This is a genomic window from Psychromonas sp. KJ10-5, assembly GCF_055808325.1.
Genome location: NZ_CM147864.1, coordinates 2,711,671 through 2,736,312, shown reverse-complemented (window position 1 = coordinate 2,736,312; position 24,642 = coordinate 2,711,671). Strand labels below are relative to the sequence as shown.

Below are 24,642 nucleotides of genomic sequence, written 5' to 3'. Positions count from 1 at the left end.
AGCACAATGCCTGTAATGAATAAGATTACTGGCATTGTGCTTCATTGAAAGCGTTAAAGCTTCACTCCACACCCTTTTAGAATGATATGAGTCACTAGCTCAATGCCTTTCGCAAAATCTTCGTCTGATAGTTGCTCTTTTTTCATCAAAATGCTGATTTGCAAACCGTGATCGGCATAGGCCTGAGTGCTTGACCACAACATAAATAACATATGCTCAGGATCTATCGGATCTAGCCAGCCTTTTTCTTGCCATGCTCGAAATACATCACAGGTTTGTTCAAACTGATCCCTTAATTCGTTTTGTAATGGTTCACGTAGGTAGTGTGCTCCATGCAGTACTTCTGCGGCAAAGATACGTGAAGCGTTGGGATGTTGTCGAGACTGGGTTATTTTATTCACTATGTATTTAGGAAGCGCTTCACCTGGATGTTGATCTGCACTCATTTCATTCATGTGTTTCATCCATAATACTAATAGGCGGTTAATGACCTCTTTGTATAAACCTTCTTTGGTTTTAAAGTAATAAAGTACGTTGGCTTTGGGCAAATTAACTGCTTCTGCAATGCCCGCTACTGTCGTCCCGCGATAACCACGTTCCGCAAATACATGCTCTGCGGCATCTAAAATTTGTTGTTCATTATCTTGACGTATGTCGGCTAATGAACCACGAGGTGACTGGCTTTTTTTCATTACTTTTTTCATAAATGAAGCATACTCTTTTAGCAATTTATACGAATAAGAAAGTGGACTAAATTTGTCTAATTTCTTGATAATTATATAGTAAAGCTTAGTGTCTATTATCTATAGGTTAACAGATAATTATGCTGGTGTATTTGATCTCATTGTTGATGTGTATGACATTCTGCGCCCTGTTCTTGAGAATGTTTGCAAGGGAGCCATAATAAAGTCTTGGCTATAAGCTTAACTTACTATTCAACTTCAGCTTACCTTGGCACCTTCACCGCTATAAATTTAATAGAATCGTTATAAAAGGCTATATTAAAAGAGGTCATTGTATTTTAATAAACCCGTGTAATTATTATTTTTATATTGAAAGGTAATCTTGGTACACAGTATGCAATAGTGTGACTTGACCATATGGTCAAAACAGGATTGAATAATAGTTGATAACATATTATTAACTTTTTAAGTCTTGATATACAAAGGATTGCAACATTAAGAGAGGTTTACGTGATTCAGTTTTTAGTTAACAATGAAATGGTTCAATTGACACAGTTTGCGCCAAATTTGAGCATTTTGGACTGGTTACGCACCAATATGGGGAAAGTAGGCAGTAAAGAAGGCTGTGCCTCTGGTGATTGCGGTGCTTGTACTGTAGTGATTGGGGATCTGATTGATGGCCAATGGCACTATAAAAGCATTAATGCTTGTTTAATGTTAGTTGGAAATTTACACGGTAAGCATTTAATTACAGTGGAAGCATTGACCGCTAAAGCAAACCCAAGTTTGGAAGAGTTGCATCCAGTACAAAGAGCAATGGTAGAGTGTCATGGTTCACAATGTGGTTTTTGTACACCAGGCTTTATTATGAGTTTGTTTGCCCTGTATATGAACTATTCAAGCTACCCAGGCAAAGCAGCCGTGATTCAAGCCTTGGGTGGGAATCTATGCCGTTGTACAGGGTATCAACCTATTTTAGCTGCTGCTGAAAAGTGTTTTAGTTATACAGCGGAATCCACGCAAAACATCAGTGATAAAGATCATCGTTTTAGTCAACAAGTCAGTGCATTGACTCTCTCTTTAGAAAAAGATCTGGCATTAAATGCTATCCCGGCGATTGAACATGGCCAGCAATACTTTTATTTACCACAAAACTTAACTCAACTCTGCGAATTAAAAGCAGCGCATCCTGAAGCTAAGTTTGTGGCAGGTGCAACGGATTTATCCGTCGAATTTAGTCAACATTTAGCTTACAGCGAACAACTGATATCAGTACGTTATTGCCCTGAATTAATGCAATTTACTCAAGATGAAACAGGCATACACATTGGTGCAGCTTTACCTTATAGCGAATTTGTAGATAGCTTTTGCAAAGTCTACCCAGAAGCACATGAACTATTTGAACGTATCGGCTCATTGCAAATTAGAAATGCGGGCTCATTAGGTGGCAGTATTGCCAACGCGTCACCGATTGGTGATCCTGCTCCTTTATTGATTGCGCTGGATGCAAGTATCGAGTTACAAAGCATCAGCGGTACTCGTGTTATCCCTTTGGCTGAGTTCTTCGTTGATTATCGTCAGACACAATTAGCTGATGATGAAGTAATTGTGGCGATTCATGTACCTCAGCGCCTACCTAACCAACAACTCAGCTGTCATAAAATATCTAAACGTATTGAAGATGATATTTCAGCGGTATGTTTAGTATTAAGTTATCAATTAACAGATCACACTATGCATGCGGTGAAGTGTGCAATGGGCGGTATGGCTTCTACACCAGCTTTAGCTCCTAATATTGCAGGCGCATTAAATGGTAAAGCTTTTAGTTTAGAAAACTTGCAAGCAGCGGCACAAAAAATGGAAGAGGACTTTCAGCCTTTATCAGATGTAAGAGCAACATCAGCTTACCGATTACAAGTCAGTAAGAACTTGTTTGACCGGATTTGGTATCAAAGTGCTAGCAACATGATATTAAGCCCAAACAGTGTCGACCTGAACGCGACAGTACCCGCTATTAAGACAAGGATTAACCATGCGTCACTTTAAAACAGACAAACCAACAGGGCTGAAAGGTAATGCCATCGGCCAATCTTTTATTCATGAAAGTGCGATCAAACAAGTGATTGGTAAAGCGGTGTATGTTGATGATAAAGCCGAAGAAGTAAATACTTTACATGCTTACCCTGTTGTATCGACTATTGCACATGGAAACATTATGTCTATTGATACTGCGCCAGCTTTTGCAGTGCAAGGTGTTGTTGATATCTTTAGCAGCAAAGATATTCCAGGTACAAATGATATTGGCCCGGTTTTTTCGGGTGATATTTTATTAACCGATGAGGTGATTGAATATCATGGTCAGCCTATTTTATTAGTTGTCGCGACAAGTTATAAAGCTGCAAGAATCGCCGCACGTAAAGTGGTGATTGAATATCAAACTAGTGTACCTATGCTAGATATTAAACAAGCGATAAAAGAGCAACATTGGGTGCGTCCACCCCATGCTTTAAACCGAGGTGATGCTAAGCAAGCTATTGATAATGCAGAACATAAAATTTCTGGTGATTTAGATATTGGTGGCCAAGAACATTTCTATTTGGAAGGGCAGGTGAGTATTGCGACACCCACTGAAGAAGGCGGTATGTTTATTCAATGTTCAAGCCAGCACCCTAGTGAAGTACAGCATTTAGTTGCAAAAGTACTCAAACAACCATTCAACTATGTGACGGTAGAGATGCGTCGTATGGGCGGCGGATTTGGTGGTAAAGAAACACAGGCTGCACCCTGGACATGTTTGGCTGCTTTAGCGGCTTACCATACTGGAAAAACAGTTAAAATTCGTTTAGCACGAAGTGATGATTTTAAAAGTACAGGTAAACGTCATCCATTCTATAACACCTATCAAGTTGGTTTTGATCAACAGGGCTTAATTGAAGGCGTAGATATTAATATTAATGGTTATTGTGGATACTCTCCTGATTTGTCCGATGCCATCGTTGACCGAGCCTTATTCCATGCAGATAACGCTTATTATTATCCTAATGCACATATCAATGGTAATCGTTGTAAAACCAATACCGTTAGTCATACTGCATTCCGAGGCTTTGGTGGCCCGCAGGGAATGATTATGGCTGAACAGCTGGTGGACGATATTGCTTACTATTTGAAAAAAGATCCCCTAGAGATCCGTAAACTTAATTTATATAAACCAGGTCGTGATTTAACCCCTTATAAACAAAAAGTAGATCAATTTATTCTAAAGGATATGATTGCGAAAATGGAGGAAGAGGGGGATTACTGGGCGCGTAAAGAAGCGATTACTACTTTCAATAAAACTTCTCCAATCATCAAAAAGGGATTGTCATTAACACCGGTTAAATTTGGTATCTCTTTCACCGTGCAGCACTTGAATCAAGCGGGGGCATTGTTAGTGATCTATTCCGATGGCTCTGTGCATGTTAACCATGGTGGTACAGAGATGGGCCAAGGGCTTAATACTAAAATTGCACAAATCGTCGCACAAGCTTTCTCCATTGATATGCAACATATTTTAGTGAATGCAACGCGTACCGATAAAGTACCAAATACCTCACCAACCGCCGCATCAAGTGGTACCGACTTAAACGGTATGGCTGCTCTGAATGCAGCGAATACCATCAAACAACGTTTATTTGAGTTTGCTAGTCAGCATTTTGATGTGAGCCTTGAACAAATGCAGTTGATAGATAATCAATTAGTGCATGAAAAGGGGCGAATTAGCTTTTCTGAATTGATTAATTTAGCTTATCTGAATCGTATTTCGCTTTCCACTACGGGTTATTACGCAACGCCTGAAATTTATTATGATCGTGAAAAAGCAGAAGGACACCCTTTCTTTTATTACGCCTATGGTTTAGCGTTAAGCGAAGTGGAAATTGATATTTTAACTGGTGAAAATACAGTGACACGCACTGATATTTTACATGATGTGGGTAGTTCTATTAATCCAGCTCTGGATATTGGCCAAATCGAAGGGGCCTTTATTCAAGGAATGGGGTGGTTAACCACTGAAGATCTAAGCTGGAATGATCAAGGAGCATTAGCTAGTAACGCGCCTGCAACCTATAAAATTCCGGCGATAGGTGATACGCCAGCAGAGTTTAATGTGAAGTTATATAATTCTCAGAATCCTGCTACGACAGTGTTTAAATCTAAAGCCGTCGGTGAACCGCCATTTATGTTAGGCATTAGTGTATGGAGTGCAATTCGTAACGCACTAGCTAGCATTACTGATTATCAATTTGCGCCTAGTTTAAATCCACCTGCAACACCAGAGGCGGTGTTGAATGCTGTTCAAGCAGCGCAGCAATGGAATAAAACGGCAGCACAAACGAAAACTACAGAGATAAGCCATGCTTAATCAGTCTACACAAGGGCTACATGCTCACAGTTGGTTGCAAGCAGCCACTGAATTGGAAGCAAGCTCAGCAACTTATGTGATTGTTACATTATTAAGTGCAGCTGGATCAACACCACGAGCGAGTGGTACTAAAATGGTGATTAGCGACAACAATATCTACGCAACCATTGGTGGTGGACATCTTGAATTTAAAGCCATTGAGCATGCTCGTACGTTAATTGCACGTGGCGAAAGCTGCCAGGAAGTGGAGAATTTTCAACTTGGTGCAAGTTTAGGTCAATGTTGTGGTGGTCAAGTTTTGGTTTTATTTGAGGTTTTTGCCAGTGATAAACTACATCTAGACGTGTACGGAGCAGGTCATGTTGCCCATGCCTTAATGCCTATTTTAGCACAGCTGCCAATACAGATCCGTTGGATAGATAGCCGAGCTGAATTGTTTCCTGAACATATCCCAAGCAGTGTACAGAAAGTGGTTGATGATGAACCCGTTGCACAGGTAACAAGCGCAGCGAAGAATACTGCAACCTTAATTTTGACCCATAACCATCAATTAGATTTTGAACTCTGCCAAGCTGTTTTGAAACGAAATCAATCATTGTGGTTGGGGGTGATAGGCTCAGAGACTAAAGCCAAAAAATTCCAATATCGTTTAATGCAAAGAGGGTTCTCTGATCAACAAATTGACAGCATGACTTGTCCGGTTGGCTTAAGTGAAGTGAGCGGGAAGTTACCTATGGAAGTTGCAGTGTCTATCGCTGGGCAATTAGTTGCTTTATACCAAAGCTTACAAGGTGATAAACCTAAACAAAAAGGCAAACAGTGGAAAGAGTTACAAGACAATCTAGTTCATCTCAGTGCATTACAGAATAAAAAAACGAAAACTGGATAACCGCTGCCAATAAAAACAATCCAAATGGTCAGTTTTGGTATGATATTAGCTTGATAACCACTCAGTAGTGAAATATAGAAAACTTATCAAGCAAGTAGTAATGCATATTGGGTGATTAAAGTATTAATAAACAGTAGTTTATGAATACTTTAATATTCACCTATAGAATAAGATGAATAATTAACTTATTGATAATCACGTATTGTCCCATTTATTGCACTACCAAGGTGCTTTATCAGATCGATTTACTGTTGCGATGATAAAAGTAAATCGTAAAAAAGGAAAAATAATGAGTTTAGACAAAATCAATAATGCCAGTGCGGATAAAGGCTTCGATATCTTTGAAAGTTGTTGCTGTGCGCCAAATTGGATTAAGAAGATGATCCAAGCAACACCATTTGCAGATAAAGCTGCGTTACTTGCAGCCTCAGAAAAAGCATTTACTGAATTAAACGAGCAGGATTATTTAATTGCATTTCAAGGTCATCCACAAATTGGAGATCTGAATACACTCCACAAGAAATATGCTAATACATCAGGCACTGCAAGCAATGAGCAAGCTGGGATGTCGGTAGCAGAAAGTGCAGTATTAGAGGAGATGGTGGCATTAAATAAAGCCTATCTAGATAAATTTGGCTTCATCTTTATTGTGTGTGCATCGGGTAAAAGTGCTGTTGAAATGTTAGCTCTAATCAAAGCCAGAATAGATAATACCCGTGAAACCGAAGTGCAAATCGCCGGTCGAGAGCAAGCTAAAATCACAGCTATCCGCTTGGAGAAATTATTATGAACCATAATCCAATAACTACGCATATTTTAGATTCATCATTGGGTAAACCTGCTGTTGGCGTGACGATTAAACTATTAGTTTTAGATGGTGATAACTGGCAGTTATTATCCTCTGCAGTGACCAATAGCGATGGTAGAATCGATGGGTGGGAACAAACAGAGTGGTATGAAGATAAAGAGATTGAATCGTTATTTGCGACCTATAAAATCTGTTTTGAGTTAGAAAGCTATTGGGAGCAACAATCACTCTCTGCCTTTTATCCTAGTGCTGAAATTTGCTTTAGATTACAGGATGAGCGTCACCATCATATCCCTTTATTATTGTCGCCTTATAGTTATTCAACGTACCGCGGTAGTTAATCGCCATTCAAGCCATTTTATTCGCATAAAGTGGCTTCTTTCCCTGCTTTAATTTTGTTTCAATCCTAATATTAGCCCTAATATTAATCCTCTCAACAATTTAAATATTAAGTTGAATTTTATTCATACTTATCCTGATCAAGTTTCATTATGAATTTTTGAAAACTATGGTTAAATACGCATATCTTATTTAGACGTATAGAAGTCCATAATGAAAGAATTAACGATTTTAGATGGTGGTATGGGGCGTGAACTTAAGCGTATTGGTGCTCCGTTTTCACAACCTTTGTGGAGTGCACAGGCTTTAATTGAAGCACCACATTATGTCACTCAAACACATCAAAGCTTTGTTGATGCTGGTGCAGAGTTAATTACAGTTAACAGCTATGCTTGTGTACCATTTCATTTAGGTGACGATTTGTTTGCAGAACAGGGGGCTAAATTAGCAGCACAAGCCGCTATCATAGCTAAAGAAGTAGCCACTACAGCTCAACATAATGTACAAGTGGTAGGTTCATTACCGCCTGCTTTTGGCTCATATCGCCCAGATTTATTTGATGCAGATAATGCCTTTGATATTTTAAATACCTTGTTTATCGCCCAAGACCAACATGTAGACGCATGGTTAGGTGAAACTATCTCTAGTATTGCTGAAGCGAAAGTAATGTTAAAGGTATTGGCTAGTACGACTAAACCTTGCCATTTTTCTTTTACATTAAGTGATGATTTAACTGGTGAGGCGAAACTAAGATCTGGTGAATTAGTCACTGAAGCTATTGAAGTATTACTAGCAGAAGATATTACTGGTATTTTCTTTAACTGTTCTATTCCAGAGGTAATTGAGCAAGCGCTTAAAGATACTCAGCAAGCTTTACAAGCTACAGGTAAAACAGATTTAGATATTGGTGTATTTGCTAATAGCTTCACGCCTATTCCTAAAGATCATAAAGCCAACGAAGCGGTACAAGCTTATCGTGACTTATCTCCCCTTGATTACTTAGCTTATGCAAAACAGTGGTATGCACTAGGTGCAAATATCATTGGTGGTTGTTGTGGTATTGGTCCTGACCATATTAAAGCGTTAGCTGAGTGGCAAGTTAGCTTAACAAATTAATTAACAGCTTTAACGTAAAAAGGCCTGAGATGAATTAACTTCGTCTCAGGCCTTTTTCTTTTCGCGTTACGTTACAGGCTAATACTTAGCGTGATTTAACGTAAGGCACACCGATTGATTTCGGACCAACGGCGCGACCAATAAATCCTGCAAGTAATAATACAGTTAATACATAAGGCAGTATTTCAATTGCTTGCACAGGTACTTCACCAATAAATGGTAGTTCAGCACCTTGCAGGCGAATAGCCATTGCATCTAAGAAACCAAACAGTAAACAACCAAACAAGACAGGAACAGGTTTCCACTTACCAAAAATAAGTGCTGCTAATGCGATATAACCTTTACCCGCACTCATGTTTGGTACAAAACCAGCACTATGTGCAGTCGATAGGTAGGCTCCTGCTATCCCCGTTAAAATACCTGCACAAATTAATGCACGATAACGTAACCAAGCAACTGAAATACCCGCCGTATCAACGGCATGTGGATTCTCTCCCGCGGCACGTAAACGTAACCCAAAGCGTGTTTTAAAGATAATCCACCAACACACAGGCACTAATAATAATGCCAAGTAAACCAGAATGTTATGACCAGAAATTAACTCACTGTACAGTAAGCCAATGACAGGAATGTCAGCCACGGCGTCAGCACCAGGTAAAGTGATTGACGTAAAGCGTTCATCATTTGATAAAGGTGGGGTTTGTCCGCCTAAACCAAACCAGTAACGACCTAAAGTGACAGTTAAACCTGCCGCTAGCATATTAATCGCCACACCCGATACAATCTGATCTCCTCTATGTGTGATACATGCAAAACCATGTAACAATGAGAGTAAAGTAGACGTAAACATCGCAGCTAATAACCCCAGCATAATAGAGCCAGTGACTGAGGTAGTGGCTGCCGCAGCAAAAGCAGATGATAAGATCTTACCTTCTAGTGCGATATTCACAATACCAGAACGTTCTGAAAATAAACCGGCTAATGCGGCTAAAATGAGTGGAGCTGATACCCTTAATGTCGCATCGAGTATTAAAATAATATTTTCATACATAATTTAAGCCTCCGCAGCGCTAGTGTTGTTAGACTTTTTCTTTTCATCTAAATAAACAAATAATCGCTCAGTTGGTTTAACTAACATTAATGACAGCGCGCCACTAAAGAGTACAACTAATGCCTGTACTACTTGGATCATCTCTCGGTCAATATTTGGGAAGTCAAAAGATAGTTCTGCGCCACCTTGGTATAAAATCCCGAATAAAATACTCGCTAACACAATACCAAAAGGATGATTTCGGCCAATCAAACACACTGCGATACCAGTGAAACCATAACCTGCTACAAAGCCTAATTTGAGTTGTTGTGCGTAACCTTGTACTTCATTTAAGCTTAATAAGCCTGATAAAGCACCAGAAATAAGCATGACAATAATGATCAAACGCTTACGGTTAATACCGCCGTATTCAGCAGCAGAAGGGCTTGAACCCATTGCGCGAATGGCATAACCCCAACGTGTTCTCCAAAGTAATAGCCACACTAAAACACAGCAAAGTAGGGCAATTAAAAAGCTTAAGTTCATTGGGGATTCAGCAAAACCATAACCAAACCATCCGGCAATGGTGTGAAAACCCGGTAAACCAGCAGAGTCTTCAAATACACGTGATACAGGTGCCATTTGCCCTTTTTGATTCAACACGTTTACCATTAAGTACACCATCAATGATGAAGCAATAAAGTTAAACATAATGGTCGTGATTACAATATGACTGCCACGGTAGGCTTGAAGGTAAGCTGGGATTAACGCCCATAATGCACCAAAGGCCATACTGGCAAACATGGTGATCGGTAATAGCGCCCAAAACGGTAAAGTATGATCTAAACCTAAGCAAACTAAGCCTACCCCGAGCCCGCCAATATAAGCTTGTCCTTCACCGCCAATATTAAATAGGCCTGCAGAGAAGGCAACAGCCACTGCTAAACCGGTGAAAATAAAGTTGGTAGCGTAATAAAAGGTATAACCAATCCCTTCTTGATAACCGAAGGCTCCATTGATCATGGTTTGTGCGGCTTCAATGGGGTTTACATCAACGGCCAAAAATATAATGGCAGAAAAAGCAAAGGCAAACAGAATATTGATTAATGGAAGAACAATAATGCTTACCCATGCTGGAATCTTTGAGTCATTCATAATTGCTCTCCAGAAGTTGTTACTGTATTTGATTGCAGTTCGTCAGGCATGATATTTGCCATCATCATACCGAGGATTTTTTCATTGGCTTGTTGTGCGCTGACTTCTCCCACGATGTTGCCATCAAACATTACAATAATGCGGTCCGATAAGGCCATGATTTCATCGAGTTCAACGGAAACTAATAAGATCCCTTTACCCTGATCGCGTAATTCAATAATACGTTTATGAATTAACTCAATGGCACCGATATCAACACCACGTGTAGGTTGACCAATTAATAAAATATTAGGGTCTTTATCTACTTCACGGGCGATGATTAATTTTTGTTGATTACCGCCAGAGAATAAAGAGCTACGTAATTTTGGATCACGTGGACGTACATCCCATTCTTCCATTAAACGAGCACACTCTTGGTTGATCACTTTAGGTTTGTTTAGCAATACCCCATTATAAGTTGCAGAGTTTTGATAGCCTAAAATAGCTGATTCTTCTGCACTAAAAGATTTGATCAGTCCCATCACTAAACGGTCTTCTGGGATATGTCCAACGCCTAGATCTCGCACCTGTGCTGCTGAGCTTGGGTGTCGCGCATCAATACAGGTATCACCAATATTAATCTGCCCTGAATTAGGTTTGATTAAACCGGCAAGAGCACTCATTAATTCCGATTGGCCATTGCCAGAAACACCAGCAATACCAACTACTTCACCTGCTTTAATAGAGATAGACACATTTTTTAAACGGTCAACACCTAGTTCATCGGTGTAAGTTAGGTTGGAGGTAGAGAGTAGTTCTTGTTGTGAGTCTGCCTCAGTTTTTTCTACTTTTAGACGAACCTTGCGACCGACCATTAATTCAGCTAACTCTTCTTTATCTGTGTCGGCTGTTTTACGGTGAGCAACCATTTCACCTTGACGCATTACAGATACATTATCGGTTGCCGCTAGAATTTCACGTAACTTATGAGTGATTAATAGGATCGTTACACCTTGATTGCGTAATGCATCAAAGATTTTAAACAGATGATCTGTTTCTTGTGGTGTTAACACACCAGTAGGTTCATCTAATATAAGAATTTTTGCACCGCGGTAAAGCGCTTTTAAAATTTCAACTCGTTGCTGTAAACCAACTGGAAGGTCTTCAATTAATGCATCGAGTGGGACATTTAGCTGATACTCTTTAGCTAAACGCTCTAATTCTTTTCGAGCTTTTCGTAAGCTAGGTTCTAACAGGCCGCCTTCTTCTGCGCCTAAAATAACATTTTCTAATACACTAAAATTATCAACTAACATGAAGTGTTGATGAACCATGCCAATGCCGTAACTAATTGCTTCTTTAGAGCTGGTTAATTTACGCACTGTGCCTGATATTTTAATATCGCCAGCGTCTGCAACATAAAACCCATAAATGATGTTCATTAGGGTTGATTTACCTGCGCCATTCTCTCCAATTATGCCATGGATAGTCCCTGCAGGTACTTTTAGATCGATATTGCAATTAGCGTGTACTGCACCGAATTTTTTATCGATGCCACAAAGCTCTAAAGCAATGTGCTCTTGATTGTGGGGTTGAGACATAAATTAAGTTTCTCTATTCTGTCCATTGATAAAGATCGGTAAAAATACTCCCTTACTTGTTACAACAAGGGAGCATTAATTTTCTCAGGGGAGATATTAGTAGTTACAAGTATTATCAATCATGTAATCGTGTACTTTGATTTCACCAGAAATAATCTTAGCTTTAATTCCAGCAATTTTACCTTCCATTTCAGGTGTCACTAAATCACGGTTATATTCGTCTAATGCCCAATCTACACCATTCTCTTTTAAGCCAAGGCTTTGGATGCCGGCTGTAAATGTACCTGCTTCAGCAGCTTTGAACGCATCTACTGTTGCAACACCAACACGTTTAACCATAGACGTTAACATCACACCTGGGTGAATGTAGTTTTGATTTGAATCTACGCCAATTGCATATTTACCTTCGTCAGCTGCAGCTTGGTAAACACCTACTCCTGTACCACCTGCCGCAGCAAATACTACATCAGCACCTTTACTGAATTGGCTTTTAGCTAGTTCAGCACCACGAGCAGGATCTGACCATGCTGCGTTAGTTGAACCCGTCATATTTTGGAAAACTTCTGCGTCTTTGTTAACGTATTTAGCACCTTGCTCATAACCACAAGCAAATTTACGGATCAATGAAATATCCATACCGCCAACGAAACCTACTTTATTGGTTTCAGACTTCATTGCGGCCATTGCACCGACAAGGAAAGAACCTTCATGCTCTTTAAATAAGATTGATTTTACATTTGGTAAGTCAACCACTGCATCGATGATCACAAATTGGCTATCAGGGTATTTTGCTGCAATTTTTTGTAGTGGTGTTGCATATAAGAAACCAACAACAAGAATAGGGCTAAAACCTTTACGTGCAAGACGCTCAAGACCTTGTTCACGCTGTGCATCACTTGAAGGTACTAATTCACGAACTTTAGTATCCGATTGCTCCATGAATTTAATTACACCGTTTTCCGCAACTGCTTGTCCGAAAGATTTATCAAACTTACCTGTTGAATCATAAGCAACAGCCGGTTTGAAATCAGCAGCTTGTGCTACAAATGAACATAGTGCAATTGATACTGCAGCAGCTGTGGTTGTTAATATCTTCTTCATAAATTGTCCTTAATTTTGATTGGTTGTAAAATATATAGTTATTTTTGTCTGAAAACTGTTATCTACTTAAATATTCTTAGTGATATATAAAGTATCGATAACATTACAGTTATTTATGTAATTCACTGAACTTATTGTGATTACCTAAATAGATGAGGCGCTTTCCTAGGTTTTCATATTTAGGAAAGCGCCATGTCAGTTTCATTACTTAACACTGTTTTTAGCATCAAGTGAATTAAAGCTATAAAACACTTGATGATAAAATGCTAGCTCTTAGCTTTACCTGAATGCTCATCATCAAGAGGGAAATCTTGAATAATTGGGTTGTATTCTTCAGGGTATTCTCCTAAAAATAGGGTTAATACAATCACACTTAAACCACTTGCAGTGATTGGTGAGCCAAATATGCTTTTAACGATAGCACCTAAATCACCGCCAATATTTGCAGATACTGTGTTCACTACCTCTGGTACTAATAACACCCCTAAACCCATACCAAATGAAACGGCTAATGTGAGCATATTTTTTCTGTTTAATTCAACATGAGTTAAGATTTTTACACCTGCTGTAGCAACAGTTGCAAACATAATAATTGTCGCGCCACCTAATACTGAATTTGGTACTGCGCGGAATAGAGCACCAATGTGTGGGAATAATCCCATTACGATTAAGATACCACCAATCCATACGCCTATGTATCGACTTGCGATGCCTGTTAACTGAATTACCCCATTATTTTGACTGAAAGTGGTATTTGGGAAGGTATTAAATAACCCAGCTATCAGTGAATTAACACCATCGCCTAAAATACCTTGTTGAATACGTTTTATGTATGACTTACCAGCAATTGGCTGTTTTGACACCATGCAGTTTGCAGTGATATCACCTGATGTTTCAATGGCTGTAATTAAATAGATTAGCGCAATTGGGATAAATGCAGCAATATCAAAAGAGAAGCCATACTTGAACGGAACAGGTAAGCTGATGATGGATTCGACTTGATTAATGGCGCTGAAATTCACTTTACCCATTAATATTGCAGCAATCATGCCGATGATCATACCTATAATAATCGATGATAATCGTACCCATTGATTACCGTATTTATGAGCGATAATGATTGATGCCATTACTAGACCACCTAAAAATAGGTTATCAAAACTAGCAAATAACTCTGGTTTATTGGTTAGTAACCACTGACCGCCGGCTAAGTCAGTGAAGCCTACTTTAATTAAACTTATACCAATAACGGTAATAACTGTACCTGTCACAACCGGAGTGATTACTCGCTTTAGTTTATCTAAAAATTGACTAACGGCAATTTCTACAAAGGCACCTAAAACACATACGCCAAAAATCAGAGAAAGAATTTGATCAGGACCACCACCATTAGCTTTAGCAATAAAGCCTGCAGCTAATACTGAACTTAAAAATGCGAAGCTAGTCCCTTGAACACAAATCATTCCTGCACCGATACCCATCGGTCGCTTAGCTTGAATAATCGTACCAACACCAGACACCATCAATGCCATCGAAATAAGGTAAGGGATTTCATCACCTAATCCTAGCACACCACCAATAATTAAAGTTGGAGTAATAATACCGATAAAACTAGCTAATACATGTTGTATAGCGGCAAAAAATGATTCCTTATTTGAAGGGTTATCATCGAGTTTATAAATTAACTCAGACTCTTCACTCATGGGACTTCCTTATTGAATGTTTGCAACGATTGTGACTATTCATAGTATTTTTGCAACGATCGTGCCATTTCAAATAAAATTAAAAAAACATATTTAAAACAGTTGTTTATTTTATTTATAGAATTTTTTAAAGGAGTAGTTCGAGAATCTTTATTCTGTATTGGTGCAATTGTTGCACTTTAAATGATCATGTGGGGGAGGGGACATTTGCGAGGCTCTGCATACAAGTTGATTGATCATTAGAATAAGTTGCCATGTAAAACAGCCTACTTATTCTAACAAACAGGGCAGAGAATAAATTTATTATTTAGCTCCATAACTACGGATAAAAGTGTTGATTGCGATGTTAACCCAATGGTCCACTGTTTTACTTTGTAGCGGCTGATCTGGATGAGTTAAACACTGTAAATGTAATTCACTGCGTAACATTGCCACAAATACTTCTGCGACTTCATTAATATCATCACCTTGTAAATCGATTTCTTGTGCATCAAGGGCAATTTGAAAGCATTTAATCACGTTACTTTTAACAACATGCGGGCCTGAATTATAGAACATATGACCCAATGCAGGAAAACGTGGGGCTTCGGCAATCACCACTCTATAAAGTGCCAGTGCAGAGTCTGATAAAGCAACGTTTAAGTAGGCATGACCTAACTCTCGTAAACTTTCAACTAGATTGCCTGGGGTAAATTTAATGCTGTGCATTGATTGTGTAAAAGAAGCACATTCACTTTGGACGACTGCTAAAAATAATCGTTCTTTATTAGAAAAATGTGCGTATACCGTCGATTTAGATACATTTGCAGCGCGCTGAATCATATCTGTCGTTGCACCATTAAAACCATGGGTTAAAAATATTTTAGTCGCAGCATCTAGGACGGTTTGTGCCTTTGGAGTGAGGTTTAGATCGAGTCTAGGAAGATGATCGTTGTTTAAAATAAGATCTTTCATTGAGTTACTCTCTTGACAATAGTAAGTGCTATATGACAATATATCATACCGAGCGGTACAGTTCAATTTGGCTATATTGATATTTCTCAAATTATACATGTTATCTATTTGTATATCTTGAGTATCAAGAAGAAAAGCTCTGATTGAATATGTTTCGCTTTTTTATATTTATCGATTGCACCGAGCGGTACAGTTTGATTTTAATAGCTGTCGTCAGTGATAACAATATTGAAGTCATAAAACACCACTAAGCAAGTGCATTGGTTATTAGATAGGAAAGTTAAAATGATAATTAAACGTAAATATTTTAATTATTTACTCAATACGGTCAGCGTTAGTTTCGCCATTACGCTCCTGTCAGCATGTACTGTTGGCCCTAATTTTGAAAAGCCAACTCAAGGTTTTGATGAAATAACGGCTAGAGACAGTTACGAAGTGGATAAACCCCAAAATGCCAGTGACTTGAAGGTTTTTTCATCAAAATGGTGGGAATTGTTTAATGACCCGATCTTGATGCAGCTAGAAGAGCAAGCACAAGTTGGTAATTTAGATTTACAAATAGCGAGTAACAGGATCGCTCAGAGTCGAGCTAAGTTAGGTATTACAGATGCCGATAAACTACCAGTTCTCTCTGCCAATGCAAGTTATGCCCATGAGGGGAATAGTGCGAATGGTAAATGGGCAGCTCTAGGTGCTCCAACAGAGGCTGATAATTTCTTTATGGCAGGTTTTGATGCAAGTTGGGAGCTTGATTTATGGGGGAAAAATCAACGTTTAAGTGAGCGAGCTATGGCACAGTTAGAAGCGACTATTTACCAGCGTGAAGCGGCTCGAGTGAGTTTAACGGCAGAAGTTGCTCGTACTTATTTTTTATTACGTAATATGCAAGCTACATTAGATATTGCATTGAAAAAACAAGCGCTCGCTGACCACGTAGTGGAATTATTAAGTAGTCGTGAAAAAAATGGCGTAGGCACGCATATTGAGACGATTTATGCTTTAGCTCAATTAGAGCATAGTAAAGCGGCAGTGCCTGATATACAGAAACGTATTCATGCACAAATGAATGCCTTGGCTTTATTGTTGGGTAAACAGCCTAGAGCTTTAGAGTCACTGTTAAAAACCCCCAAGCAAACGATGCATCTTCCTAAGGGGATGTTCACGAGTATCCCTTCAGATATCGCACAGCAGCGACCTGATATTTTACAAGCAGAGGCAAATCTGCATAGCGCCGTCGCATCGATTGGTGCTGCTAAAGCAAATTTTTATCCAAGTATTTCGCTAACTGGTAGCTTAGGTGTAGAAGCTTTTGATGGGGATGACCTTGGAAGTTGGGATTCTCGTGCTTTTTCTATTGGGCCTAAAGTGTATTTACCTTTATTTCAAGGGGGTCGACTTACCTTGCAATTGGAGTTAACCAAGGAAAAGCAAAAAAATGCAGCGTTACTTTATCGTAAAGTGGTATTAACAGCTTGGCATGAAGTGGATAACGCCATTGATGCTTGGTTAGCGCAACAAAGCCATCATCATAAACTATCAATTGCTGATGACTTTACGAAACAAGCTCTATATGTCGTTAATCGTAACTACCAACAAGGTACAGCAGATAGCTTGAGTGTATTTAGTGAACAAGCAAAAGTGTTGGATAGTCAAAATCGTTTAAATAACAGCACAACAAATGGTGCGCTAGCGATAGTGAATTTATATAAATCACTTGGCGGTGGCTGGGATAATAGTGTGAACAAAATTAACACGTTAGCATCGCATGAGGAGGCGCAATGAGCAGTGCAGTGATCGCCGACACTATTTCAGTTGCTCCTAAAAAACAAAGCTTGTTATCAAAACAAGCCCTCGCTGGATTAAGCGGTATTTTTATTGCAGCCATGATGTCTGGATTAAATAACCGCGTAGGGTCATTAGCATTAGTTGATCTCCGTGGCGTGATGGGAGCAAGTGTTGATGATGCTTCTTGGATTTCAACCGCTTATACCATGGGTGAATTAATAGCGATGCCATTTGCAGCATGGTTTGCAATCACTTTTTCGGTGCGACGCTTTCATCTATCAATGGTGTCACTGTGCGCAGTGATTGCTGTAATTTTACCTTTTATTCAAAACCTTGACCTATTAATTGGTTTGCGTTTTATCCAAGGCGTGAGCAGTGGTGCATTGATTCCGATTTTGATGATGGCTGCACTTAAGTTTTTACCGCTGAGTATTCGTTTACATGGGTTAGCGCTATATGCAATGACCGCTACCTTTGCTCCTAATTTGGCTATCTGGATAACCGGTTATTGGACCGATGGTTTATCCGACTGGCGTTGGGTTTATTGGCAAGTTATTCCTTTGTGCATTATTGCTGGGTCTTTAGTGGGCTGGGGATTACCAAAGGAAGAGATAAAGTTCGCTCGTTTTAAACAAGGTAATTGGTTAGGCATGATCTTAGGCGTGAGTGCCTTGTTATCAATTTCACTTGCACTGGAACAGGGTGGGCGTCTGGATTGGTTTAACTCGCCACTTATTACTAGTGCATTATTGCTCGGTGTGGTGTTTATGGCGCTGTATCTTTTTACTGAGTTTACACATAAAACGCCGTTTATTCAGCCGCAACTATTAGCGCGTCGTAACTTAAGTATCGGTTCGCTTATTTTAACTTTTTTATTGGTGGTATTGATGTCGGGATCAATGTTACCTGCAAGCTATTTAGGTGCAATACAAGGCTATCGAACGATGCAAATAGCACCTATTGGATTAATGATTGCGTTACCGCAATTAATATTAGGCTCTTTGGTCGCGTTATTACTTTATCAAAAGTGGATTGATGCGAGAAAAGTGCTGTCTGTGGGCTTGTTGTTTATTGCACTGGCCTGTTTTTCTGCTATTTCAATCAATGAAATATGGAATGGTGATCAGTTTATTGTCGCGCAAATGCTACAAGCGATTGGTCAACCTATGGCGGTTGTGTCTATTTTATTTTTGATGACCAGTGTGTTAGACCCAAGTGAAGGGCCTTATTTCTCAGGTGTAATCAATACATTCAGAGTGTTTGGTTCATTGATCGGTAGTGCATCAGTAGGGCAACTATTAACGCTACGTAGTCGCTTCCACAGTGAAATGTTATTGGAGCATGCAGCGCTAGTTGAACATTCTCTACCTAATGCGTTACCAAGCGCTTTATTACCTAGCGTGGTTGCAAAACAATCACTTATTTTATCCATTGCAGATGCCTATTTAGTACTTGGTATCTTGGCATTGTTGCTTATTCCATTGGCCTTAATGATGGTTTATGTACCAGCACCTAATACTAATCAACCTTAACTATTTATTTTATTGAGTAATCAACTATGAAACTAGCTAAATTAATCAAAGCGCTCTCTATTGTTATTGTGGTGATCGTGATTGTGACCACTGTTATACACTTAAACCAACCAGAATCTGCCGCGGCGAATCAATCAACAGATGATGCCTATGTCCAAGCTGACTTTACTGTGGTTGCACCACAAGTTGCTGCAACCGTTGAAAAAGTGATGGTAGAAGAACATCAAACCGTTAAAAAGGGCGACCTATTAATCAGCATGGATAAAGGTGACTTTATTGTTGCGGTGAATAGCGCCAAAGCACAAGTGGCGAGCGCTCAAGCCAGCATTGAAATATTGCAAGCAACACTTATCCAACAAGCTTCTTTAGTAGCCGAAGCTGAAGCAGAAGTAGATGCTAACAAAGCACAATTGGTATTAGCAGAAAGGAATTTTAAACGTTACCGTAATCTCGCATCAGATGGCTCTGGAACGGTACAAGATTTACAACAAGCTGAATCACAATTTTATATACAAAAAGCTAGCTTAGGTAAAAATCAAGCTGCATTGATTGCTAGCAAGCAGAAAATTGCGATTTTAAAAGCACAAATTGAACGTGCAAAAGCAACGCTATTGCAGGCTGAATCTATGCTAGATGCAGCTAATTTGAAATTATCTTACACCGAAATAAAAGCGCCTATTGATGGTGTTGTTGGAAAAAAATCAGCACGTGTCGGTAATTATGTAAATCCAGGTAACCCACTGTTGGTTGTGGTACCACTGGACAAAGTTTACGTACATGCAAATTACCGTGAAACACAGCTTGCTAAGGTGAAAGTAGGGCAATCAGTTGAGTTAGCCGTTGATGCATTACCGGGTAAAGCGTTTACTGGTCATGTAGCGAGCATTGCTCCTGCAAGTGGTGTGAGCTATTCATCTGTTTCTGCGCATAACGCCACTGGCAATTTTACTAAAATTGTACAGAGAATTGCGGTTAGAATTGAAATTGATAATGCACAAAAACAAGAGAATCAATTACGTGTTGGTATGTCCGTTGTGCCGACTATTATAACGGATGAGTAAGTGATATAAGCAGTGTTTGTCACTTTTAAAGTCGTGGCAAACACTGCTTGTTATCAAGGGGCTATTGATCTTTCAAGTTTATTTTTTGCAACGAGTTGCTGGTTTTTCTACAAGGCTGGGTTTGTGAGCTGTGGTTGTTCCACATAAATAAGCGAAAGTGCAGCAGAAATAGTCAGCAAATGTTGCCCTTCGGGTTCGCCACAAGAGGTTATGCTCTTTGTTGGATAACATTTGCTGAGATTACTAGGCTAAACTTTGTCCACCTCGGTCAAAACGCCCTGTAGTGAACAAAATTTAAACGGTAAAGTTCAACTGCCCTAATAACATCGTGTAAAGCTTGATTATGATTGTTCGGCTAAATTAGCTTGTACATCAACCATTTTTTCTCGCTCTTTAGCCATCAATACTCGGTATGTAATGGCAGCAGTGAATCCACCAATAAAGATTGCATAGTTAGCTAAACCATCGATGAAGAAGGTCGCATAGATAGCTAGTAAACCTGCGATGATTAACGCGTAAACACTTTTCATATTAATGCCGTTTTGATACCAGTAAATGCCTTTTGGTGATTCTGTGTATAACGAATCAATATGAATATGACCTTTTTTAATAAAGTAATAATCAACAATAATGATGCCGTATAATGGCCCGATCATCGCGGCTAATACATCAACGGTATAATGAATAACTTCAGGGTTATTAAACAGGTTCCAAGGTGTTAACAGTACTGAACCAAAGGCGGCAATAAAACCACCTGCTTTAAAGCTAATTTTTTGCGGTGCCACATTAGAAAAGTCAAAAGCAGGGGCAACAAAGTTAGCCACAATGTTGATTCCCACAGTCGCAAAAATAAACGTTAATGCGCCAAGTATTGTAATCATGCCTGAGTCTAATCGTTTTACTGTTTCAACTGGGTCAGTGATCATTTCGCCAAACACTGGGATAGAGGCAGATACAATCAATACACTAAATAGAGAGAAGATAATAAAGTTAACCGGTAAACCTAAGATGTTGCCGAGTTTTAATTGCTTATAGCTGGTGCAGTAACGAGAGAAGTCACTAAAGTTTAATGTTGGTCCTGCAAAGTAACCAGCTACCAAACAGGCCGCAATAAACATTTGAATAATAGCATCCCAGCCAACTAATTCTTGTGAGCTTAGGTTAAAGCTAATATTGTCCCAACCGGCTAAGTTAACTAAGTAAATACATAATGCAAACATAGCGATATAGATAGCTGGTCCAGACCAATCAATCACCTTACGTATCATATCCATACCGAACATAAAGATAATTGCTTGTAAGATCCACATTGAGCTAAAGCCAACCCAACCTAAGTAAGATAACCCTAAAAATTCACTGTTCGCTAAGCTTTCTGCACTAGGGAAAAAGTACAGAATCAAAATAATAAATGCACTAGAAGCTAAGTAAGTTTGAATGCCGTACCAAACCACCGCAATCAAACCACGAATAACCGCTGGAATATTCGCACCAAACACACCAAATGACATACGTGCCACCACAGGGAAAGGCGCTCCACATTTTTGCCCTGGTTTGCCCATCAAGTTGGCAAATAATAAAACGATAGAAATACCTACCAATAAGCTGATAAATACTTGGATACCATTTAATCCCAGCGCGAATAAACTCGCTGCGAATACATACCCTCCGACACTATGTACATCTGACATCCAAAAAGCAAAGATACTATACCAGCCCCACTTTTGTTGTTTCTCTGGTAATAGGTCCTCATTGCTAAGGCGTGGACTAGTTTCTAATTTATCTGACATGCTAACCTCCAATGTTTTATTAATTGTATACAATGTTGATTAGCAATTACTGATCCAATATTGAAATATTCAGAGAATACAGTCTCTTAAGCACTTTCATCGATTTTAACTCAGTGAGATAGTGCCTTTTATGCACTGTTTTTAAACAATTGTGATCATTTTGGTGCGTTATCTCACTTGAAATCCTCTCTTTGAAGGATAAGATTAAGTAAGGAAATAAATAAAGTTGTATACATTTACTTATGTTTTGTTGTATACAATAAATAAGAGGGATTAGTAGTGAATAATATGTTGAATGATGAAGCCATCTATAAAAAAATATTGAAGTCGATTGTTGAGCACCAACTTCCACCTGGGGCAAGATTACCTGAAGATAAGTTATCAGAAGCCTTTGGTCGAAGCCGCACTAGTATTCGAAAAGTACTGCAACGTTTGGCCTTAGAACGGATTGTCACCATTGAGCCTAATAAAGGAGCACATGTAAATCGTCCTAGTGAACAAGAAGCGCAAGAGATCTTAGATAGTCGCATCATGCTAGAACCGTTATTAATCCCTGAAATAATGAAATATTGGTCTAAAGCTAATTCCAAATATTTTCGCGCGATGCTCAAAGAAGAGAGGCAAGCTGAAGCAAATGAAGATCAAGCCGCTTTAATTCAATTAACTGCACAATTTCATTATGAGTTAGCTGCATTATCAGATAACTCTGTCATGGCTGATTTTATCCAGCAGCTTTGTTATCGCTCATCATTAATCATTGCAGTTTTTGGTTCTCGTCATAGTGTAAGTTGTGATTGTGGCGATCATTTAGAGCTAATTGATTTAATGGATAACAAACAAGATGAAAAGGCTCAAGATTGGATGAAACATCATTTAATCCATATTAAGTCTTCTTTGAAATTGGGTGTTAGCGATGGCCAAAAAATTAATTTTCAACAACTGTTTGCTAATACGGAGTGATCAATGCGAATCAACTTAATTAACCCAAATACCTGTTCCGGTATGACTGAAAAAATAGCTGCTTCTGCACGTGGAGCTGCCCTTTCAAGTACTGAAATTATTGCATCTATGCCTAAGCATGGCCCTGAAAGCATTGAAAGTGCTTTTGATGAAGTGATTGCTTCAGCCGCTTTGTTAGATGTGATTAAACAGGGGGAGGATAATAAAGTTGATGCTCACATTATTGCCTGTTTTGGCGATCCTGCATTAGATGCTGCCAGAGAAGTTGCCTCTGTACCTGTGATTGGTATAGCGGGAGCTGCTTTTCAACTCGCTAGTTTAGTCGCTTATCGGTTTGGTGTCGTGACGACTATGACGAGAACTTTACCTGCTAGTGAACACTTGCTTAATCGTTATGGTTATCAACATCTTTGTAGTGGTGTTAGAGCCACAGATATTGCAGTATTAGACCTTGAAAATATTGGAGATGATGTTTATCGTGAGTTAAAAGCTGAATGTGAAAAAGCATTATTGGAAGACGGCGCTGAAGCATTAGTTTTAGGGTGTGCTGGCATGTCTGATTTAACCGATAAATTATCGGCAGATCTTAAGGTCCCGATTATTGATGGTGTTTGCGCTGCAGTTAAATTGGCGGAGTCATTACATCAACTAGGTTTAAAAACCTGCAAGATAGGGCAGTATGGTTCACCTTTAAAGAAGACTTTTGGTGGTCGTTATGAACATTGGAATAGTAATAAAATAAAAACAAAGGAGCGTTAAGATGAGTAAAGATAATCCTCGCGATTATAGAGGCTACGGTAGACATGATGTGCCCGATGCAAATTGGCCAAATAAAGCAAAAATTGCAGTGCAGTTTGTTTTAAATTTTGAAGAGGGTGGCGAAAACTGCGTGTTACATGGTGATACTCATTCGGAAACGTTTCTATCTGAAATCGCCGGTGCAGAAGCTTATCCTGAACGCCATATGAGCATGGAGTCTTTATATGAATATGGTTCAAGAGCAGGCGTATGGCGAATTTTAAATGAATTTAAAGCACGTGACTTACCGTTAACTATCTTTGGTATTGCTACTGCATTACAACGTAATCCTGATGTAACCCAAGCAATTATGGAAGATGGCCATGAGATTGCCTGTCATGGTTTGAAATGGATTCATTACCAACATATGCCTATCGAAGAAGAGCGTGAGCATATGACACAAGCCTTAGATATTATTGAAAATTTGACCGGTCAGCGTCCATTAGGTTGGTATACAGGACGTGACTCACCAAACACTCGTGGGTTAGTAGCAGAGCAACAAGGGCTGCTTTACGACTCTGATTATTACGGTGATGATTTACCATTTTGGATGCAGGTACCTAGCTCTGAAGGTGCGAAAACAACACGCCCTCATTTAGTGATCCCATATACACTTGATAATAATGATATGCGTTTCTCATCACCTTACGGCTTTAGCCATGGGGAGGAGTTCTTTCAATATTTGAAAGATAGCTTTGACTGTTTATACGCAGAAGGTAATGAGAAACCAAAAATGATGTCGATAGGTTTACATTGCCGAGTAATTGGCAAACCGGGTCGTTTTCTGGCACTGAAAAAATTCTTAGATTATGTTCAATCCCATGATGATGTGTGGATTGCACGCCGTGATGAAATAGCACAACACTGGATTGAAAATCATCCTTGCCCTGAATAAGCTATGTTCATTTTTATACTAAATAAAAGGCGCTTAAATAAAATATTTAAGCGCCTTTTTTATAATG

Annotated in this window: 20 protein-coding genes; 12 read left to right on the top strand and 8 right to left on the bottom strand. The window is 39.1% G+C overall.

Annotated elements, in window-relative coordinates; translation table 11 throughout:
- Positions 1–53: 53 nt before the first annotated feature.
- On the bottom strand, positions 54–704 hold the full coding sequence (locus AC0L3W_RS12055; RefSeq protein WP_290039559.1) for a TetR/AcrR family transcriptional regulator: 651 nt from the start codon (positions 702–704) through the stop codon (positions 54–56).
- 489 nt (positions 705–1,193) lie between these two features.
- On the opposite strand from AC0L3W_RS12055, the gene xdhA reads away from it, so the two are divergent.
- The 6 genes from xdhA (at position 1,194) to AC0L3W_RS12025 (ending at position 8,234) form a co-directional block, all read left to right on the top strand.
- Positions 1,194–2,729, top strand: coding sequence for a xanthine dehydrogenase small subunit (xdhA, locus tag AC0L3W_RS12050; protein WP_409438786.1), 1,536 nt, complete (start codon positions 1,194–1,196; stop codon positions 2,727–2,729).
- Positions 2,716–5,082, top strand: a complete 2,367-nt coding sequence (gene xdhB / locus AC0L3W_RS12045) for a xanthine dehydrogenase molybdopterin binding subunit (RefSeq protein ID WP_409438787.1) — start codon at positions 2,716–2,718, stop codon at positions 5,080–5,082. The genes xdhA and xdhB overlap by 14 nt, the downstream gene beginning before the upstream one ends.
- Complete coding sequence (gene xdhC, locus AC0L3W_RS12040; protein WP_290039556.1) at positions 5,075–5,971, top strand: xanthine dehydrogenase accessory protein XdhC; 897 nt, start codon at positions 5,075–5,077, stop codon at positions 5,969–5,971. The genes xdhB and xdhC overlap by 8 nt, the downstream gene beginning before the upstream one ends.
- A 289-nt stretch (positions 5,972–6,260) precedes the next feature.
- The gene (uraD, locus tag AC0L3W_RS12035; RefSeq protein WP_290039555.1) at positions 6,261–6,761 is read left to right on the top strand and encodes a 2-oxo-4-hydroxy-4-carboxy-5-ureidoimidazoline decarboxylase; all 501 of its coding nucleotides are present in this window, start codon (positions 6,261–6,263) and stop codon (positions 6,759–6,761) included.
- Positions 6,758–7,120 (top strand): hydroxyisourate hydrolase, encoded by a 363-nt coding sequence (gene uraH, locus AC0L3W_RS12030; RefSeq protein ID WP_290039554.1) that lies wholly within the window; start codon positions 6,758–6,760, stop codon positions 7,118–7,120. The genes uraD and uraH overlap by 4 nt, the downstream gene beginning before the upstream one ends.
- A gap of 211 nt (positions 7,121–7,331) precedes the next feature.
- Positions 7,332–8,234, top strand: a complete 903-nt coding sequence (locus tag AC0L3W_RS12025; RefSeq protein WP_290039553.1) for a homocysteine S-methyltransferase family protein — start codon at positions 7,332–7,334, stop codon at positions 8,232–8,234.
- Positions 8,235–8,319: 85 nt separating this feature from the next.
- On the opposite strand, the gene AC0L3W_RS12020 is transcribed toward AC0L3W_RS12025, so the two are convergent.
- The 6 genes from AC0L3W_RS12020 to AC0L3W_RS11995 form a co-directional block, all read right to left on the bottom strand.
- On the bottom strand, positions 8,320–9,285 hold the full coding sequence (locus AC0L3W_RS12020; RefSeq protein WP_290039552.1) for an ABC transporter permease: 966 nt from the start codon (positions 9,283–9,285) through the stop codon (positions 8,320–8,322).
- A 3-nt stretch (positions 9,286–9,288) separates the two neighbouring features.
- Complete coding sequence (locus AC0L3W_RS12015) at positions 9,289–10,419, bottom strand: ABC transporter permease (protein ID WP_409438788.1); 1,131 nt, start codon at positions 10,417–10,419, stop codon at positions 9,289–9,291.
- Positions 10,416–11,999 (bottom strand): ABC transporter ATP-binding protein, encoded by a 1,584-nt coding sequence (locus AC0L3W_RS12010; protein ID WP_409438789.1) that lies wholly within the window; start codon positions 11,997–11,999, stop codon positions 10,416–10,418. Before AC0L3W_RS12010 ends, AC0L3W_RS12015 begins: the two co-directional genes overlap by 4 nt.
- A 96-nt stretch (positions 12,000–12,095) precedes the next feature.
- Positions 12,096–13,100, bottom strand: a complete 1,005-nt coding sequence (locus tag AC0L3W_RS12005; RefSeq protein WP_290039547.1) for a BMP family lipoprotein — start codon at positions 13,098–13,100, stop codon at positions 12,096–12,098.
- Between the two features lie 266 nt (positions 13,101–13,366).
- Entirely contained in the window at positions 13,367–14,803 is a 1,437-nt protein-coding gene (locus AC0L3W_RS12000; protein WP_290039545.1) for a uracil-xanthine permease family protein, read from the bottom strand.
- A 303-nt stretch (positions 14,804–15,106) separates the two neighbouring features.
- Positions 15,107–15,757 carry a TetR/AcrR family transcriptional regulator gene (locus AC0L3W_RS11995; RefSeq protein ID WP_290039544.1) on the bottom strand — a complete coding sequence of 217 codons (651 nt, stop codon included), beginning with the start codon at positions 15,755–15,757 and terminating at the stop codon, positions 15,107–15,109.
- Positions 15,758–16,042: 285 nt separating this feature from the next.
- Between AC0L3W_RS11995 and AC0L3W_RS11990 the strand changes: the two genes are divergently transcribed.
- The 3 genes from AC0L3W_RS11990 to AC0L3W_RS11980 are packed head-to-tail and all read left to right on the top strand — an operon-like array spanning position 16,043 to position 20,135.
- Positions 16,043–17,539: an efflux transporter outer membrane subunit gene (locus tag AC0L3W_RS11990; protein WP_409438790.1), complete on the top strand. Its 1,497-nt coding sequence runs from the start codon at positions 16,043–16,045 to the stop codon at positions 17,537–17,539.
- Positions 17,536–19,074: an MFS transporter gene (locus AC0L3W_RS11985; protein ID WP_409438791.1), complete on the top strand. Its 1,539-nt coding sequence runs from the start codon at positions 17,536–17,538 to the stop codon at positions 19,072–19,074. Before AC0L3W_RS11990 ends, AC0L3W_RS11985 begins: the two co-directional genes overlap by 4 nt.
- A gap of 26 nt (positions 19,075–19,100) precedes the next feature.
- Complete coding sequence (locus AC0L3W_RS11980; RefSeq protein ID WP_409438792.1) at positions 19,101–20,135, top strand: HlyD family secretion protein; 1,035 nt, start codon at positions 19,101–19,103, stop codon at positions 20,133–20,135.
- Positions 20,136–20,476: 341 nt separating this feature from the next.
- Here AC0L3W_RS11980 and AC0L3W_RS11975 read toward each other — a convergent pair whose 3' ends face one another.
- Positions 20,477–21,922 (bottom strand): NCS1 family nucleobase:cation symporter-1, encoded by a 1,446-nt coding sequence (locus tag AC0L3W_RS11975; protein ID WP_409438793.1) that lies wholly within the window; start codon positions 21,920–21,922, stop codon positions 20,477–20,479.
- Positions 21,923–22,210: 288 nt separating this feature from the next.
- Between AC0L3W_RS11975 and AC0L3W_RS11970 the strand changes: the two genes are divergently transcribed.
- The 3 genes from AC0L3W_RS11970 to puuE are packed head-to-tail and all read left to right on the top strand — an operon-like array spanning position 22,211 to position 24,575.
- Positions 22,211–22,882, top strand: coding sequence for a GntR family transcriptional regulator (locus AC0L3W_RS11970; protein ID WP_409440402.1), 672 nt, complete (start codon positions 22,211–22,213; stop codon positions 22,880–22,882).
- Between the two features lie 3 nt (positions 22,883–22,885).
- A complete protein-coding gene (locus AC0L3W_RS11965) occupies positions 22,886–23,641 on the top strand; it encodes an aspartate/glutamate racemase family protein (RefSeq protein ID WP_290039538.1) in 756 nt (251 codons plus the stop codon).
- Between the two features lies 1 nt (position 23,642).
- Entirely contained in the window at positions 23,643–24,575 is a 933-nt protein-coding gene (gene puuE, locus AC0L3W_RS11960; RefSeq protein WP_409438794.1) for an allantoinase PuuE, read from the top strand.
- Positions 24,576–24,642: the final 67 nt, after the last annotated feature.

Excerpts from the sequence above, each read along its gene's own strand:
- AC0L3W_RS12000 (WP_290039545.1), bottom strand. The coding sequence starts at position 14,803 with ATGAGTGAAGAGTCTGAGTTAATTTATAAACTCGATGATAACCCTTCA.
- AC0L3W_RS11965 (WP_290039538.1), top strand. The coding sequence starts at position 22,886 with ATGCGAATCAACTTAATTAACCCAAATACCTGTTCCGGTATGACTGAA.
- AC0L3W_RS11980 (WP_409438792.1), top strand. The coding sequence starts at position 19,101 with ATGAAACTAGCTAAATTAATCAAAGCGCTCTCTATTGTTATTGTGGTG.
- AC0L3W_RS12055 (WP_290039559.1), bottom strand. The coding sequence starts at position 704 with ATGAAAAAAGTAATGAAAAAAAGCCAGTCACCTCGTGGTTCATTAGCC.
- AC0L3W_RS11995 (WP_290039544.1), bottom strand. The coding sequence starts at position 15,757 with ATGAAAGATCTTATTTTAAACAACGATCATCTTCCTAGACTCGATCTA.
- puuE (WP_409438794.1), top strand. The coding sequence starts at position 23,643 with ATGAGTAAAGATAATCCTCGCGATTATAGAGGCTACGGTAGACATGAT.
- xdhB (WP_409438787.1), top strand. The coding sequence starts at position 2,716 with ATGCGTCACTTTAAAACAGACAAACCAACAGGGCTGAAAGGTAATGCC.
- AC0L3W_RS12020 (WP_290039552.1), bottom strand. The coding sequence starts at position 9,285 with ATGTATGAAAATATTATTTTAATACTCGATGCGACATTAAGGGTATCA.
- uraD (WP_290039555.1), top strand. The coding sequence starts at position 6,261 with ATGAGTTTAGACAAAATCAATAATGCCAGTGCGGATAAAGGCTTCGAT.
- AC0L3W_RS12005 (WP_290039547.1), bottom strand. The coding sequence starts at position 13,100 with ATGAAGAAGATATTAACAACCACAGCTGCTGCAGTATCAATTGCACTA.
- AC0L3W_RS12015 (WP_409438788.1), bottom strand. The coding sequence starts at position 10,419 with ATGAATGACTCAAAGATTCCAGCATGGGTAAGCATTATTGTTCTTCCA.
- AC0L3W_RS12025 (WP_290039553.1), top strand. The coding sequence starts at position 7,332 with ATGAAAGAATTAACGATTTTAGATGGTGGTATGGGGCGTGAACTTAAG.
- AC0L3W_RS11985 (WP_409438791.1), top strand. The coding sequence starts at position 17,536 with ATGAGCAGTGCAGTGATCGCCGACACTATTTCAGTTGCTCCTAAAAAA.
- xdhC (WP_290039556.1), top strand. The coding sequence starts at position 5,075 with ATGCTTAATCAGTCTACACAAGGGCTACATGCTCACAGTTGGTTGCAA.
- AC0L3W_RS12010 (WP_409438789.1), bottom strand. The coding sequence starts at position 11,999 with ATGTCTCAACCCCACAATCAAGAGCACATTGCTTTAGAGCTTTGTGGC.
- uraH (WP_290039554.1), top strand. The coding sequence starts at position 6,758 with ATGAACCATAATCCAATAACTACGCATATTTTAGATTCATCATTGGGT.
- AC0L3W_RS11975 (WP_409438793.1), bottom strand. The coding sequence starts at position 21,922 with ATGTCAGATAAATTAGAAACTAGTCCACGCCTTAGCAATGAGGACCTA.
- AC0L3W_RS11970 (WP_409440402.1), top strand. The coding sequence starts at position 22,211 with ATGTTGAATGATGAAGCCATCTATAAAAAAATATTGAAGTCGATTGTT.
- AC0L3W_RS11990 (WP_409438790.1), top strand. The coding sequence starts at position 16,043 with ATGATAATTAAACGTAAATATTTTAATTATTTACTCAATACGGTCAGC.